Raw genomic sequence first — 14,933 nt, 5'->3', positions numbered from 1 at the left:
AGACGGAAATTCGGGGCGGGCGGAGAGGAAGACTCGCCCGGCGTACCGGTCACGGCTGAGCCAGCAGGGTCCTCTGATAGCGGCGCATCCCGCGCAGCCACCGGTCGCAGTCCGAGCTCTTCTGCCGGTACATCTCGAGAACGTCTTCGTGCGGCAGGATCAGGAAGCGCTCGTCCTCGATCGCGGCCAGGACGGCGTCGGCGACTTCGGTCGGCTCCAGGACGTCACCGGCGGACGTGACGGCTCGCGTCGCTGCTCTTCCCAGGGCGTCCCCGGAGTCCTCCCCGGAGGTCAGCATCCTGGTGTTCACGCCCATCGGGCACAGACAGCCGACCCGGACCCCGCGGTCGCCGTAGGTGACGCTCAGCCATTCGGCGAAGGCGACGGCCGCGTGCTTGGTGACGGCGTACGTGGCGGAGCCGATCTGGGTGAGCAGCCCGGCCGCCGAGGCGGTGCTGACGAAGCAGCCCTCGCCGCGTTCGAGCCACCCCGGCACGAGCAGCTTTGCCGCACGGATGTGGGCCCGCAGGTTCACGTCGATCGAGAGGTCCCAGTCCGGTTCGCTCACGTCGAGGCCGGGTGCCCCGGCGATGCCCGCGTTCGCAAAGTAGAGGTCGACCGGGCCGAACGTGCTGTCCGCCAGGTCGATCAGTTCCTGGATCCGGTCGGTGTCCGACACGTCGGCGCCGGCGCTGACGGTGCTGTCCGGATGATCGGCGTTGACCGTCTCCGACACCGCCCGCGCGGCCTCCTCGTCGAGGTCTGCGACGACGACCTTGGCACCCTCGCGGGCCAGCCGTGCGACCAGCGCGCTGCCGATGCCGCCACCTCCACCGGTGACGACGGCGACTCTTTGTGCGACGTTCACGGCAACCCTCTCCGACGACGGGGCGTGGTGTGCGTCCGACCTGTATAATTGAATCCGACGTCAAGTTCAATAGCTGCTGGCGCGGAAGCACGCGAGAAAGCCGCCCAACCCCAGGGGTTGAGCGGCTACGAGGCAGGCGGATCAGCGGTGGCCGGGGAACCGCAGGGCGTTCGCCCAGAGCCGGGTGACCGTGGACACGAGTTCCTCGAAGTCCACCGGTGCATCTCCCTCTTGCTCTTGCTCTTCACTGAGTACGAAGGCGTTGTAAGCCATGACGCTGACCATGCCGGACAGTGCACGGGACGCCATCATCGGATCGACCTCACGGTCTGCGACGCCCCGCGCCTGCAGATCGGCGATCCCGCGGGCATTGCGGCGGATGAACGCGTCCCCGCGCCGCCTTCGGAACTCACGGAACTCCGGCTCCACTTGTGCGACCTGCTCGAGCAATGCCATCAGCTTCGCGTTCCGCCTGTATGCCGCGAGATAGGCGCGGTTGCTCGCCTCGAGCACCGCATAGGGATCGTCGGTCCCCTGCACCCGGCCCATGCCGGGGTGCATCATGTCCTCCTGTGCCTCCAGGAGGACGGCGGCAAGCACCTCTTCCTTGTTGGCGAAGTAGGTGTAGAAGGACCCCGCCGCGCATCGGGCCTCTTTGGTGATGTCGGTGAGGCGGGTGTCGAGGTAGCCGTCCCGTTCGAACACCTTCCGCGCGGCCTTCACCAACGCGGCCCGTGTCCGCGCCCCGCGCTGCGTCGTAGGCGGCTCGCGAAGCTGCGAGAAGGGCGCCACAGGCGGTGCGGTCTCGCTGTCGGTCTCCTCGGGCGCAGTGGTGTCCATCCCCGGGACTTTACTTGAATCCGACGCCATAGTCACAAACCCCCAGGGGCCGCCGGGGCCGGTTGATGTCCTGGTCTCCGAGGTTCAGCGGGGGCGGACGGCAACATCGCCGGGCGCAGTGTCACGGGTCAGAAACCCACGGTCGATGGACCGCTTGAGGACTTCCCGGTCGGGTCCTTGGGCGATGCGTCGACGAACCGGACGATGCGCGGGATCTTGTAGGCGGACTGCCGCTCCCGGGCCCAGCTCGACACCTCGGCGGCACCGACTTCCGAACCGGGCCGGGCCGCGATGAGCGCGGCGACCTCCTCGCCGTAGTGGTCGTCGGGAACGCCGATGACGGCTGCCTCGACGATGTCGGGATGCTCGTAGAGCACTTCCTCGACCTCACCGGGGTAGACGTTGTAGCCGCTACGGATGATCAGGTCCTTGATCCGGTCGACGATGCGCAGGTCGCCGTCGGTGCCCGGCGGGCACTCGTCGCCGTCGTTGTCGAAGGTGCCGAACGCGGTGGTCTCGGTGAGCCCATGCCCTTCGAGGATGGCGCAGTCGAACCGGGCCTCGAAGGCCCGGGCGACCTCCCCGGGCAGCGAGGCACCGCCGGAGACGGCGACCCGAAGCTGGGTGAAGTCCGCCGGGTCCGCATCGCCCGCCGCGTGCAGCATCGCGTTCCACGCGGTCGGTACGCCGGCCATGATGGTGAGCCGGTCGCGGCCCGGCTCACCAGCACCGACGCGGGGTCGAACCGGGGCGGCAACGACATCGAGCCGCCCGCGGTCAGGCTCGCCCTCAGGATCACCGATGCCTGGCCGAACACGTGGAACAGCGGAAGTCCGGTGCCGATACGGTCTGCGTTCGATGCGTGGCTGCACGCGGCGCCGATCTTCCCGGCGGAGAGCAGGTTGCCGACCGTGAGTTGGGCTTGCTTCGGCCGCCCTGTGGCGCCTGAGGTGTACAGGCTGGCCGCCGTCTCGTGACGGTCCCGGTCGACGACGTCGCCGGGGGTCGCCAATGAGCACCCGGCGTCGCCGAGGAGGTACTCGACCGCGGCCCGGGTGACCATCGTGTTGGCCGGCATCACGCCACAGCCCGCGGCCTGAATACCGAGGTAAGCCACCCCGAACTCGGGCACCGACGGCGCCGCGAGCAGCACCCGGTCCCCGGGGGGGGGACAGTCCTGCGGCGGCCATAGCCCCGGCGTACCGTGCGCTCGCGCCGCGCAGTTGAAGGTAGGTCCACTGGTCCGCGTCGCCGCGCAGTGAGTTGGCCCGGCCTGCGCCTCAAGTCCTCGGCCGGTGTGGCTGGATGACCGACCTTGCTGAACCCGATCCGTCGATCGGTACGGTGGTGATACGGAAGCGTTCGGCGAGTTGGCGGCGGGTGTCGGCTGCACTGGTGTGCAGCACGCCCCCGATTCCGATCCGCGCCGCTCCGTCGAGGTTCTGCTGCAGATCGTCGATCATGACTGCCTCCACGGGGTCGATGCCGAGGCGTTCACAGGCGATCGCGTAGATCCGGCGGGAAGGCTTGCGGATGCCGACCTCGGAGGAGATGACGACCACATCGGCGACGGCGGCGAGGTCGACGCCGTCATAGGTCCCGGTTCCGAACGAATTGGACACCAGCGCAACGGGACAGCCGGCGGCGCGAAGCTCACCGAGCAGCGCGAGCATGTCCTGATCGATCGACAGTCCCGCTTGCATCCGGGCCGTGAGCCCCTCGGCCGGTACGTCCGCGCCGTGGGCGCGGAGGCGCTCGGCGAATCCGCGTTCGAAGGCTTCGGCGTCGATACGGCCGCACTCGTGGTCGGCAAGGAGGGTGCGTGAGGGCTGGTCCCGGGCGAGGAGCTCCAGCGGCAGGCGTGGGTCGCCGCCGAGTGAGGCGCCGAAGTCGGTGAAGGCCCTCAGCACGCTGGAGGTGATGACGCCGCCGAAGTCCACCAGGACCGCAATTCGGTCCTTCTCCTTGTCGTCCTTCCCCTCCGTGTCCATCAGACGACCTCGAACAGTCCGGCTGCGCCCATTCCGCCACCGACACACATCGAGATCACCACGTACCGGACCCCTCGGCGCCTGCCCTCGATCAGGGCGTGCCCCACCAGGCGGGCACCGGTCATTCCGTACGGATGGCCGACCGAGATCGCACCACCGTTGACGTTGAACCGCTCCGGGTCGATGTGCAGTTCATCGCGGCAGTACAGCGCCTGGGAAGCGAAGGCCTCGTTGAGTTCCCACAGGCCGATGTCGTCGATGGTGAGATTGTGCTGCTTCAGCAGCTTCGGAATGGCGAACACCGGGCCGATACCCATCTCGTCCGGCGCGCAACCGGCAACGGTCATGCCCCGGTAGACGCCCAGCGGTTGCAGGCCGCGGCGCTCGGCCTCCTTCGACTCCATCAACACCGAGGCCGAAGCCCCGTCCGACAACTGCGAGGAGTTGCCCGCCGTGACGCTGGAACGCGCGCTCACCTGGCCGTCGGGCAGCACCGGCGCCAGCCCGGCCAGGCCTTCGAGCGTCGTCGATGCGCGGTTGCCCTCGTCCCGGGTCAGGGTGACCTCCTCGTCCCGCACCTCCTGGGACTGCTTGTCCAGGACCTTCTTGACGCTGCTGAGGGCGACGATCTCCTGATCGAACCGGCCGGCCTCCTGCGCCGCCGCCGTGCGCTGCTGCGACACGAGCGCGAACTCGTCCTGGCGTTCGCGGCTCACGCCGTAGCGTTCGGCGACGATCTCCGCCGTCTGCAACATCGGCATATAGATGCCCGGCTTGTGCTCGACCAGCCAGGGATCCGTCATGCGGTGGGTGTTCATGTGGTCGTTCTGCACGAGGGAGATCGACTCGACACCGCCGCCGACAGCGACCTGCATGCCGTCCGCGACGATCTGCTTGGCCGCCGTCGCAATGGCCATCAGGCCCGACGAGCACTGCCGGTCGATCGTCATCCCCGACACGGCATTCGGCAGTCCGGCACGCAGAGCGGCCTGGCGAGCCACGTTGAAACCGGAGGACCCTTGCTGGACGGCACAGCCGAAGACGACGTCCTCGACCTCGTCTCCCTCGAGCCCGGCGCGCTGCACCGCGTGCGAGAGGGCATGGGCGGCGAGTTCCTGCGCCTGGGTGTCGTTGAACGCGCCGCGGTAAGCCTTTCCGATCGGGGTCCGTGCCGTCGAAACGATGACTGCTTCCCTCATGTCACCTCACTGCTTCCTGTTGATGGTGCCGTACGACAACTGAGGCGCCGTAACTGCTCATTGACCGCTTGGGCCGCTTGAGCCGCTTGCTTCGCCGACCGATGACATGAGCCATGGCCGCAGGGGGTGACGCAAACCGGCCTCCGGCTCGTTATAGTTGAATTCGGCGTCATGTTCAACCAAGGGAATCCGTCCTCCTGGCTTGACAGTCCTACCCTCTGACTGGAGGCTACCGACCAGTCGGTTTGAATGGGGTGAGCCGTGGCCGAGCTGAGCATCTCCACTGGTGCGGGCGTGTTCGACGCGATCGCGGCGGGTCCGCCCGAGAGCCGCCCGGTGCTGCTGCTGCACGGCTTCCCGCAGACGGGGCTGGTGTGGCAACGGCAGATCGCGGCACTGGCCGCGCAGGGCTACCGAGTGGTGGCACCGAATCAGCGTGGGTACTCCCCCGGCGCCCGCCCCGAGCGGCCCGAGGACTATCGCATCGGCCTGCTCGTCGACGACGTGGTCGCGATCACCGAGGAACTGGGCTGGGCGGCGTTCGACCTGGTCGGCCATGACTGGGGAGGCGCGGTGGCCTGGTGGACCGCGCACGCCCACCCTGGCCGCGTGCGCACCCTGACGGTTGTCTCGACCCCGCACCCGGGTGCTCTGGCCACCACTCTGCGCACCGACCAGGATCAGCGTGAACGCTCGCGCTACATGATCGACTGGCGCGAAACACCCGCGACCGAAGAGCGGATGCTCGCCCACGACGCCCAGGAGCTACGTGCCTTCTACGCCGGGAAGGTCCCGCAGGACAGCGCCGAGGCCTACGTGCGGCACCTGTCCCAGCCGGGTGCTCTCACGGCGGCGCTGAACTGGTACCGGGCCGGCCGCCCCGACGGCGCTATCGGCGTCATCGAGGTGCCCACCCTGTACGTCTGGAGCACGCAGGACCGCGCGTTCGGCCCGGCAGCCGCGAGGGAGACCGGACGGTGGGTCGACGGGCCGTACCGGTTCGAGACCCTCCACGGCGTCGGCCACTGGATCCCCGAGGAAGCGCCCGAAACGCTGAGCCGCCTGCTGCTCGATCATCTGCGAGCTCACGCCGAGTACTGAACCGCCGCTGACACCGCCGTTCGTCGACGCACCCCCTGAAAGGTGATCCCGTGAAGACAGCGCGCGCGGCCTGGCGCCGCCTCGAGCCCGTGCACGGCATGATCTACTTCGTCCCCGAGGGAAGGCGACGCTACGCGGACCTCGGACTGAGCGGAAGCACCGGGTACTTCGTCTCCCGAAGCGCCGCGTTCGGACGGGCGTCCGCCGAGCTGGTCATAGCGACCTTCTACAACTTCAACCCCGATTTCGTACGGCAGGCGGTCGCCGGGGCCTGGGACGCGACGACGCCGCAGCAGGTGCTGGACGCTCGGTACGCCGCCGCAGGCGAGGCCCTGCGGCGGGCGGGAATCCACGAGCTGCCCGCGCTTGACGAGGTCCTGGCGCTGACCCGCAACGCCGCCGAGGCCGCCTGCGAACATCCCCAGGGCCGCCCGCTGTTCGCCGCGCATGCCACCCTGCCCTGGCCGGAGGAACCGGTACTGCAGCTGTGGCACGCCCAGACGCTGCTCCGGGAGTTCCGTGGAGACGGCCATGTCGCGTGCTTGCTGAGCGAGGGCGTCGCAGGCTTGGAAGCCCTGGTTTTGCACGCTGCCACCGGTGAGGTTCCCGTCGGCTTCCTCAAGGCGAGCCGCGCATGGTCGGAGGAGGACTGGGCCGACACCGAGGAGCGCCTGCGCACGCGAGGCCTTCTCGACGGCGACTCCCTCAGCGCGGAAGGCGTACGCCTGCGTCGGCACATCGAGCACCGCACCGACCTCCTGGCCCTTCCCGCCTACGCCGCCCTGGGTGACAGCGACTGCGAACGTCTCGCCGAACTCGCCGGCCCGTTCGGCCGCGCTGTCGTCGAAGCCGGCCTCATCAAGCTCGGCTGACCGGGCACGGACCATGACCAGCCGACGAGTACGCGCCCGGCCGTACGCAGCTGTAGCGCGCCGTCACCTCAGCGGGTCTCATCGGGAACGACTGGCCGCGCCTCGATGAGTCGCGTGCAAGGATGCTGCCCGTGACCGGATCGTCTTCCTCGCCTGTCGCCGAGGGCACGCCTGGCAACGGCGGCCTGGGTTCCCGGGCCGCTGCCGTCCTTGTCTTCGGGTCCTCGGCGTCAGTCCTGGTGGTCGAGATCGTCGCCTTACGGCTGTTGGCTCCCTACCTCGGCCTCACCCTCGAGACCAGCACCATGGTGATCGGCATCGCCCTCACCGCGATCGCCGTCGGATCCTGGCTGGGTGGGCGCATCGCCGACCAGGTCAATCCGCGCCGGCTCATCGGCCCCTCGCTCGGGGTGTCGGGAGCGGTCGTGGCGCTCACCCCCGCCGTGCTGCGCACCACTGCGCAGTGGGCACCAGCGGTGCTCCTGCTGATCGCGTCGCTGACCATCCTCGTGCCGGGCGCGCTGCTCTCCGCAGTGACGCCGATGGTGACCAAGTTGCGGCTGACCAGCCTCGCCGAGACCGGCACGGTGGTCGGCCGGCTGTCCGGCGTCGGCACCGTCCTCACAGGCTTCGTCCTCGTATCGCGGTTGCCGGTCAGCGGCATACTGATCGGCCTCGGAACACTGCTGGTGGTCGGCGCGGCGCTGGTCGAGTGGCGAACACGCGGGTGGACCGGCACCCCTGCCCTCGCGCTCGTGGTCATGGCCGGCGGCCTCGCCACCACGGTCGCGCCCGGTGGCTGCGACACGGAGACCAAGTATCACTGCGTACGGGTCGTCGCAGACCCCGACCGGGACAGCGGCCGCACACTTGTTCTGGACGGCTTGCGCCACTCCTACGTCGACATCGACGACCCGACGTTCCTCGAGTTCACGTATGTGCGCGCCCTCGCGTCGGTGGTCGATGCCGCCTTTCCCGAAGGTGAGCCGCTTGCCGCCTACCATCTGGGCGGCGGCGGGCTCACCTTTCCCCGCTACCTCGCGGCCACGCGGCCCGGGACGCGCAGCCTTGTGTCCGAGATCGACAGCGGGGTCGTGCGCGTCAACCGCGACGAACTCGGACTGAGGTCAGAAGCCGGTATCGACGTACGCGCCGAGGACGGCAGGCTCGGCCTGCGGCGGCTGGCCACCGGCAGTCGTGACCTCGTCGTCGGCGACGCCTTCGGGGGCGTCAGCGTGCCGTGGCACCTCACCACGGTGGAAGCGATGACTGGCATACGGCGGGTGCTCACCGAGGACGGCCTGTACGTTGCCAACCTCATCGATCATGGTGATCTGGCCTTCGCACGAGCCGAAGCAGCCACCCTCGGCGAGACCTTCGCGCACGTCGCCCTCGTCGGCGAACCCACCGATATCGGCCTCGACCGGACCGGCACCCCCGAGGGCGGCAATCTGGTGGTGCTCGCCTCCAACCGGCCAGTCGACGTACGCGCGATTCAGAACGCGTTGGACGCCCGCCGAACCGGCTGGAAGATCGCCACCGGTGACGACCTCACCTTCTGGACCGGCGATGCCCGACTGCTCACCGACGACTACGCGCCCGTGGACCAGCTCCTCCAGCCCTCCAGCCCACGCAGCAGCCAGTGACACGACCCACGTCGAAGCAACGGCTACCTGGCCACTGCGCTGGGATTGCCTGATCAAGGGCTCAGCCGAACCGCAGGATGCGTGGTGCGAAGGTGCCCTCGGGACCGTCGGCGCGGCCGACCGACCACACCGTCGCCGTGCCCGGCACCGGCGCCGGCCGCAGCGTCCTGGAGTCCCCCTCCCCGGCCACCGCCGGTTCGCTGTACTCGGTGAACGACCGTCCGTTCCAGGCAAGGAAATCCGGCCCGGGGACCAACGGTGGAGTGCTGCCCGGCGGGCCCCACTTCTGCGAGCGGGCCACCGAGACCCAGCCCAGGGAGCCGGAATCGGTGGGCGCCAGTGAGGTGATCCCGCCGAAGTCGGTGGGCACGGTCACCCGGCTCCACGCCTGCCCGTCGAAGCGGACCAGCAGGGGTGGAATCGGTCGGCCCGGCGGGCCGCCGACGAACCCGGCCGTGCCGCCCGCCCACACCTCCGTCGGCGAGACCGCCAGCACGCTGCCCACGGCCGACCGCGGGAATCCGTCCACGATCGTCTGCTCCCACGCCTGCCCGTCCCAGTGCGACACGGCCGCACCCGAGTTGGTCTCGCCCGCGGCCCAGACGTCGTCGGCCGCCAGGATGTGCAGTCCGTACACGGATCCCGGCGGCACCGGCACGTCCCGCCAGCCGCGCCCGTTCCAGCGCAGCAATACCTGCGCGCCGCCCCGCGAACCGATCAGCCAGGTCTCACCGCCGCCGGCGACGGCTTTGGTCAGCACGACACCGCGCGGCGGTCGGCTCTCGTACCAGGCGATGCCGTCGAAGCGGAGCAGGTGGGCGCCGCCCGCCGCGTCGCGGCCGACCGCCCAGACGGCGGTCGGTGAGGTCGCGGCGATGGACAGCAGCTCTCCCTGCCAGCCGATCCCGGGCAGACTCTGGCGCTGCCAAGCGGTCCCGTCCCAGCGCAGCACCAGCGGGAAGCCCGGCGCCTCGCGACCGACGGCGTCGGCACCCACCGCCCACGCCCGGTCGGGCCCGAACGCCACAGCCTCGTTCAGCCCGGCCTGCGGGCGTACCTGTGCTGGGACCGGAACGTGTTGCCAGGACAGGGTTTCCGCCGCGGCTGAGCTGATGACGGTGATGAGGGTCATGGCGACAGCAAGGGCCGCGACGACAAGTCTGCGGGCCGCGGGAAGTCGGCGTGCCATGGTCAGCCTCCCAGCCGCTCGCTCATCAGGTTCGGCTTCGAGCCGTAGATCTCGACGGTCCCGAAGGACAGCAGTGAGAACCCTGCCCTCGCCATTTCACGCGGCTTGACGTCGATCGCGTTCGTGCGCTCCGGGCCGTAGGAGAAGGTGGTGCGGATGCCGTCCACCCGTGCGTACTTCGACTGGAACGCGCGGTCGCTGCGCACCGGCAGCCACAGAGCGCCGTCCGGGCCGCGCACCATGGCCTCGGTGTAGGTGTCGCCCAGCGGTGGGTAGGCGGTGCGCCAGGCGTGCCCGTTGAAGGTCATCAGGTAGGTGCGGGCCGCTCCGTCGGTGTGCTGGCTGCCGCCGATCGTGACCCGGCCGGACGGTTCGAGCAGGATCGTGTGCACATTGCTGTTCGGCGGCAGCGAGACCTTCGCGTCCCGCCACATTGTGCCGTTCCAGCGCAGGACGGTGGTCCCGGTGCTGGTGTCCGCCCAAGCCCATGCGTCGGTGGCGTTCCTCGCCGTGATCCCCATCAGGAACAGCACACCGTCCGGGCTGGACTGTGTGGTCCACCCGGAACCGTCGTAGTGCAACACCTTCAGCCCGGTGTCGTCCTCACCGACCACCCACGCGGCACCCGGTACCGCGGTGAAGTCCTGGTAGGTCCACAGGGTCTGCGGCAACGGGACGGAACTCCACCCTCCCGCCGACCTGCGCAGGATCTCTCCGGCTCCCGCGCGGTCGTGGAAGATCCACACCTCGTCGCCGACGAACTGCACCTCGCCGAGCCGGCCCGGCTCACCGGCACTGGGGAAGGTGGTGTCCCGGCTCCACGCCGCGCCGTCCCACCGGCACAGCATCGGCCGCAGTCCATCGGCGGCGTGCTCGTATCCGGTCGCCCACGCCTCGCCCGGCCCGCGGGCGGCGAGATCGGACACGGTCACCGGCGGAGCCGCCGCCGGCACCGGCAGCGGCGACCAGTTCGGCTTCGCAGCCGCGCCTGGCGTCACAGCCGCGGCCGGCGACACGACCGAGGCACACGCGATCACAAGGCAGCCGATGACCGCACGGAGACCGTTCACGAGACCCCCCAGATCGCGGAGGTCGCAGAGCTTATGGGCGTTCACTCAACCGTGAACAGACGGCATTCGGCCATCAGGCTTCTCTTTGGAGGCCCACCGTTTTGTGGGACTGGTTTCCTCCACCAGGACACCGCAGCCCGGGGCTACCCGATCGCCGGGGTGGACCACTCGCAGGAGAGCCGCCGGGTAACAACTGACCTTGCGGAACTCGTGGCGGGCCTGTTCGTGCGGATCGGTGGCCATGTGGAGGCTTTTGTCGGGAATGAACTGGTGGTGCATCCAGGCCAGAACGTCGGCCTCGTCGTCGAAAGGGCCGATGTGCAGCGTCTGTACGCAGACTCCCTCGGACGCCGCTTCGGCGTAGCGGGGTGAGGTGTTCGGGTCACCGTGCCGGGCGAGTCGTGGGGTCTCCCTGCCGTTACTGCGGATGGACTCACGAGACTCCTGCACCGGTCAGGGGAGGTACAAGGCGTCCCGGGGGTGTATCCAGGTTTCATGCGCGTTCGAGGACCTCACGGCAGTCATCGCCGATCACGGGAGACGCATCAGGCTCTGCTGGCGGTACCCCTCGGGCTCATCTTCATCGTCACGGTGGGTGACATCCTTGCTCCCCCCGAAGTGCACCTCGGCCCCTTCCTCGCCGCCGCTCCCGCCATCACCGCATCCTTCGCAGGCCCTCGCACCACCGGGTGCGTCGGTGCGGTCGCAGTTCTCGCTCAGGCCGTGATCGCGATCGTGCGCACCAGTCTCACCGACCTCAACCACAGCGTTCAGCTCACCGCACTCGTTCTGATCTCGGTGTTCGTCACGCTGTTCGCCCACCGGCGCGAACGACACGAGCAGGAACTGATGCAGCTGCGCTCGGTGGCGGAGGCCGCACAGCAGGTCGTGCTACGACCGCTGCCGCGACGCATCGGCCCGCTGCGCATCGCCTCCGTCTATCTGGCCGCCGAAGCCGAGGCACAGATCGGCGGCGACCTGTTCGCCGCAGCGCGTGCCGGGCAGGGAACCCGGTTCATCGTCGGAGATGTCCGGGGCAAGGGCCTGGAGGCGATCGGGGACGCTGCCCTCCTTCTCGGCGCCTTCCGCTCCGCCGCCCACCGGCAGGCCGACCTTGCCGCGCTGGTCGCCTACCTGGAGGGAACCGTCTCCTCGGACCTGGACGACCCCGAAGCGGCCCTGTCGGGACCCGGGTCCCACACCGAAGCCTTCATCACCGCCGCCATCCTGGACATCCCCGACGACACACCGGTCCTTCGTCTGATCAACTGCGGCCACCCACCGCCTCTGCTGCTGCACAGGGGCCAGGTCGTCTCGCTCGATGTGGACGATCCGGCCCCGCCCCTGGGGCTCACCGAGTTCACCGCCTCCCCCTTCGCCGCGAAAACCTTCCCCTTCGAGCCCGGCGACACCCTCTTGCTCTACACCGACGGCGTCATCGAGGCCCGCGACGGCTCGGGGACCTTTTACCCGCTGGCCCAGCGTATGAGCGCCGTTCCCCAAGGCGAGCCTCAGGAACTCCTGCGTCATCTGCAGCAAGACCTCCTCGCCCACACGCCGGGAGGGCATCTGGGCGACGACGCTGCCATGGTGGCGATCGAACGCCAGAGTCGCGGCAGGGCGCGACGCCGGCCTGATCCAAACGACAGGACCTAGGTCGTCCCAAGAGGGGGCCTGCGTTGGTGCGGATGATGTCCGCCGCCATCTCGGACGGCGGTGACGCGATCCCGCAAACGCCGGGGGGGCTACTGCTGACGTACTCCCGCTTCTGGATGCATTGCTCGATGAGCACGAGCGAACTGCGGCGCGTCGGCTTCAACTCCGCTACTGCCTTGCTCCGTGACTGTCCGAGGGCGGTTTGCCGCGACCGGACTGTTGGTTAGGGTGACGAGGAGTCGTCCAGGCCAGGACCGGGTGTCCGCGGGGCGGTCATGGTCGCTGGAGGGCGGGTCGGACACGACGGGGGGCTCGCGTTGGATCGCCTGGCCGGAGCGGAACTGGAAGTCGGCCCAGTCCAATTCCTGCTTGAGGGGTTTGTCATCCTGCTCGGTCCAGCCCCGCAGCGTCCGACGCTGCGCAGGGCTGACGAGGAGGTCACTCCCGCAGGCCGACCGGACGCGGTGGGCGTGTGACCGGCCGGCCGGCGCCCGCGGTGCTGCCCCCGTCGCTGCGCGCGTCGCTCGGCCTGATCGCGGCCCTCGCCGCGCTGGTGGTCGTCGTGCTCGGGGTCCTGTACGCCGGCCACAGCGAGCCCGGCAGGGTGGACAGGTGGATCATCCGGCCGACGGCGGACAGTGTGCGGCCGCCGTGGCGTTACGTCGCTCTGGCCACGGACTTCTTGGCAGAGCCAGTGGGAGCGGCGATGCTGGTCGTGGCCGGCGTGACGGGCTGCCTGCTGCTTCGGCGTTCTCGCGCGGCGGTGCTCGTCGTTGCCGGTGCCGGCCTGACCGTGGGGACGACGACGCTGCTCAAGTCCCTGGTGGGACGCACCATCCACGGCGACGGCAACCTGTCCTATCCGAGCGGGCACACCGCCTTCCTCACCGCGCTCGCCCTTGTGGCGGCGCTGCTCGCGACCAGCCGGCGGCCCAGCCTCGGCAGGACGGCCGGCACGTCGCTCGTGCTCGCCGCGGCGCTGGTTGCCGGCGCCGCCATGGGCTGGGCGCAGGTGGCCCTGGGCGCGCACTACCCGACCGATGTCCTCGGCGGCTGGTGCACCGCGCTCGCGGTGATACCGGTGACCGCGTGGTTGGTCGACCGGACGGCCGATCAGCTGGTCGACCGGACGGCCGACGCCGGTCGGCGAGAGCGCCTCTGACGCCACGTCAGGCCAAGCGGCGGAACACCGGCCGCACCGGGCGCCCGCCCAGCCAGGGAGTGGGATCGGCGGCGTCCAGTGCCTTCCGGTACGCCGCACATGCCTGGGCCACCACGTCGACGGTGTGATCGATGTCGGCGTCGTCGAGCGCGCTGCTCACCACGAACGACGGGGCAAGCACCCCGCCCGTGAGGAGTTGGCGCAGGAACAGGGTGCGGTACTGCTGCGACGGCCGCCGGTTCTCGTCGAGGGTGGCGTAGACCAGGTTGCTGGCCCGGCCCCGGACGACGATGTGATCGCCGACGCCCATGCTCGCCGCGGCGTCACGGACCCCGGCGGCCAACCGCTCGCCGAGGGCGTGCAGCCGCGCGGTGACGCCCTCCTCGGCGTAGGTGCTCTGCACTGCCATCGCCGCTGCCAGGGAGTGCGTTTCCGCACCGTGCGTGGTGGACAGCAGGAACACCCGGTCGCCGGAGTGACGCAGCCCGCCCCGCTCCATCAGCTCCCGGCGCCCGGCCAGGGCGGAGACGGCGAACCCGTTGCCCAGCGCCTTGCCGAACGTGGAGAGGTCGGGGACGACGCCGTACAGGCCCTGGGCGCCCGACTCGGACCAGCGGAAGCCGGTGATCATCTCGTCGAAGATCAGTACGCAGCCGTGCCGGTGGGCCAGCTCGCGCAGGCCGGCGAGGTACCCGGGCGGCGGCTCGGTGTGGGTGGCGGGTTCGAGGATCAGGCAGGCGACCTCGTCCTGATAGCGGTTCAGCAGCTCCTCCGTGGCGGCCAGGTCCCCGTATGGGAACGCCACGGTGAGGTCGGTGGTCGACGTAGGGATGCCGGCGGACATCGGTGTGGTGCCGATGAACCAGTCGTCGACGGAGAAGAACGGGTGGTCGGCGCAAAGGGCCACACGCGGGCGCCCGGTGGCGGCGCGGGCGAGGCGTACCGCGGCGGTGGTGGCGTCGGAGCCGTTCTTCGCGAACTTCACCATCTCGGCGGTCGGTACCGTGGCCAGGAAGCGTTCCGCGGCCTGGACCTCCAGGATGGACGGCCGGACGAAGTTGCCGCCGCGGTCGAGTTCCCGCCGCACCGCCTCGGTCACGCGTGGGTGGGCGTGGCCGAGGCTGACCGAACGCAGGCCGGAGCCGTACTCGATGTAGCGGTTGCCGTCGATGTCCCACACGTGCGCACCGCGGCCGTGGCTGATGACCGGGGCCAGGTTCTCGGGGTACTGGTCGTCGCCCTTGGCGTAGGTGTGCGCGCCGCCGGGGATCAGGGCGTGCAGCCGCTCGTTCGCCTGCCGCGACCGGGGCAGTTGGAATTCTTCGGTGTCCACGACGAC

The 14,933-nt window shown here is 69.8% G+C and carries 14 protein-coding genes and 1 pseudogene; 6 read left to right on the top strand and 9 right to left on the bottom strand.

Annotated elements, in window-relative coordinates:
• Window positions 1-49 precede the first annotated feature (49 nt).
• The 6 genes and pseudogenes from ACIBAG_RS38130 to ACIBAG_RS38105 all read right to left on the bottom strand — a co-directional run bounded on the left by ACIBAG_RS38130 (window position 50) and on the right by ACIBAG_RS38105 (window position 4,898).
• Window positions 50-868 carry an SDR family oxidoreductase gene (locus tag ACIBAG_RS38130; RefSeq protein WP_399111787.1) on the bottom strand — a complete coding sequence of 273 codons (819 nt, stop codon included), beginning with the start codon at window positions 866-868 and terminating at the stop codon, window positions 50-52.
• 141 nt (window positions 869-1,009) lie between these two features.
• Entirely contained in the window at window positions 1,010-1,708 is a 699-nt protein-coding gene (locus ACIBAG_RS38125) for a TetR/AcrR family transcriptional regulator (protein WP_399111785.1), read from the bottom strand.
• Between the two features lie 128 nt (window positions 1,709-1,836).
• Window positions 1,837-2,403, bottom strand: coding sequence for an AMP-binding protein (locus ACIBAG_RS38120; protein WP_399111783.1), 567 nt, complete (start codon window positions 2,401-2,403; stop codon window positions 1,837-1,839).
• A gap of 98 nt (window positions 2,404-2,501) precedes the next feature.
• Window positions 2,502-2,825 (bottom strand): annotated as a pseudogene (locus ACIBAG_RS38115) (AMP-binding protein); the annotation flags it as partial.
• Window positions 2,826-2,988: 163 nt separating this feature from the next.
• Window positions 2,989-3,699: an HAD family hydrolase gene (locus ACIBAG_RS38110; RefSeq protein WP_399111781.1), complete on the bottom strand. Its 711-nt coding sequence runs from the start codon at window positions 3,697-3,699 to the stop codon at window positions 2,989-2,991.
• On the bottom strand, window positions 3,699-4,898 hold the full coding sequence (locus ACIBAG_RS38105) for an acetyl-CoA C-acyltransferase (protein ID WP_399111779.1): 1,200 nt from the start codon (window positions 4,896-4,898) through the stop codon (window positions 3,699-3,701). The genes ACIBAG_RS38110 and ACIBAG_RS38105 overlap by 1 nt, the downstream gene beginning before the upstream one ends.
• A 270-nt stretch (window positions 4,899-5,168) precedes the next feature.
• On the opposite strand from ACIBAG_RS38105, the gene ACIBAG_RS38100 reads away from it, so the two are divergent.
• The 3 genes from ACIBAG_RS38100 to ACIBAG_RS38090 all read left to right on the top strand — a co-directional run bounded on the left by ACIBAG_RS38100 (window position 5,169) and on the right by ACIBAG_RS38090 (window position 8,517).
• On the top strand, window positions 5,169-5,999 hold the full coding sequence (locus tag ACIBAG_RS38100; RefSeq protein ID WP_399111924.1) for an alpha/beta fold hydrolase: 831 nt from the start codon (window positions 5,169-5,171) through the stop codon (window positions 5,997-5,999).
• A gap of 50 nt (window positions 6,000-6,049) precedes the next feature.
• Window positions 6,050-6,871 (top strand): hypothetical protein, encoded by an 822-nt coding sequence (locus ACIBAG_RS38095; protein WP_399111777.1) that lies wholly within the window; start codon window positions 6,050-6,052, stop codon window positions 6,869-6,871.
• 131 nt (window positions 6,872-7,002) lie between these two features.
• Complete coding sequence (locus tag ACIBAG_RS38090) at window positions 7,003-8,517, top strand: fused MFS/spermidine synthase (protein ID WP_399111775.1); 1,515 nt, start codon at window positions 7,003-7,005, stop codon at window positions 8,515-8,517.
• A gap of 61 nt (window positions 8,518-8,578) precedes the next feature.
• Here the strand turns inward: ACIBAG_RS38090 and ACIBAG_RS38085 are convergent, their stop codons facing one another.
• Window positions 8,579-9,706 carry a hypothetical protein gene (locus tag ACIBAG_RS38085; protein WP_399111773.1) on the bottom strand — a complete coding sequence of 376 codons (1,128 nt, stop codon included), beginning with the start codon at window positions 9,704-9,706 and terminating at the stop codon, window positions 8,579-8,581.
• Window positions 9,707-9,708: 2 nt separating this feature from the next.
• Entirely contained in the window at window positions 9,709-10,776 is a 1,068-nt protein-coding gene (locus ACIBAG_RS38080) for a hypothetical protein (RefSeq protein WP_399111771.1), read from the bottom strand.
• A 159-nt stretch (window positions 10,777-10,935) separates the two neighbouring features.
• On the opposite strand from ACIBAG_RS38080, the gene ACIBAG_RS38075 reads away from it, so the two are divergent.
• The 3 genes from ACIBAG_RS38075 (at window position 10,936) to ACIBAG_RS38065 (ending at window position 13,594) form a co-directional block, all read left to right on the top strand.
• The gene (locus tag ACIBAG_RS38075) at window positions 10,936-11,148 is read left to right on the top strand and encodes a hypothetical protein (protein ID WP_399111769.1); all 213 of its coding nucleotides are present in this window, start codon (window positions 10,936-10,938) and stop codon (window positions 11,146-11,148) included.
• 123 nt (window positions 11,149-11,271) lie between these two features.
• The gene (locus ACIBAG_RS38070) at window positions 11,272-12,432 is read left to right on the top strand and encodes a PP2C family protein-serine/threonine phosphatase (protein WP_399111767.1); all 1,161 of its coding nucleotides are present in this window, start codon (window positions 11,272-11,274) and stop codon (window positions 12,430-12,432) included.
• Window positions 12,433-12,904: 472 nt separating this feature from the next.
• Window positions 12,905-13,594 (top strand): phosphatase PAP2 family protein, encoded by a 690-nt coding sequence (locus ACIBAG_RS38065; protein WP_399111766.1) that lies wholly within the window; start codon window positions 12,905-12,907, stop codon window positions 13,592-13,594.
• Between the two features lie 7 nt (window positions 13,595-13,601).
• On the opposite strand, the gene ACIBAG_RS38060 is transcribed toward ACIBAG_RS38065, so the two are convergent.
• Complete coding sequence (locus ACIBAG_RS38060; protein ID WP_399111764.1) at window positions 13,602-14,927, bottom strand: glutamate-1-semialdehyde 2,1-aminomutase; 1,326 nt, start codon at window positions 14,925-14,927, stop codon at window positions 13,602-13,604.
• Window positions 14,928-14,933: the final 6 nt, after the last annotated feature.

It is taken from the genome of Streptomyces sp. NPDC051243, assembly GCF_044455405.1.
GTDB lineage: Bacteria > Actinomycetota > Actinomycetes > Streptomycetales > Streptomycetaceae > Streptomyces.
The sequence above is the reverse complement of the archived record's forward strand: the minus strand, read 5'-3'. Positions and strand labels throughout refer to the sequence as shown.

Coding starts and splice junctions, on each gene's coding strand:
- ACIBAG_RS38125 (WP_399111785.1), bottom strand. CDS start 1,708: ATGGACACCACTGCGCCCGAGGAGACCGACAGCGAGACCGCACCGCCT.
- ACIBAG_RS38120 (WP_399111783.1), bottom strand. CDS start 2,403: ATGGCCGGCGTACCGACCGCGTGGAACGCGATGCTGCACGCGGCGGGC.
- ACIBAG_RS38110 (WP_399111781.1), bottom strand. CDS start 3,699: ATGGACACGGAGGGGAAGGACGACAAGGAGAAGGACCGAATTGCGGTC.
- ACIBAG_RS38105 (WP_399111779.1), bottom strand. CDS start 4,898: ATGAGGGAAGCAGTCATCGTTTCGACGGCACGGACCCCGATCGGAAAG.
- ACIBAG_RS38085 (WP_399111773.1), bottom strand. CDS start 9,706: ATGGCACGCCGACTTCCCGCGGCCCGCAGACTTGTCGTCGCGGCCCTT.
- ACIBAG_RS38070 (WP_399111767.1), top strand. CDS start 11,272: ATGCGCGTTCGAGGACCTCACGGCAGTCATCGCCGATCACGGGAGACG.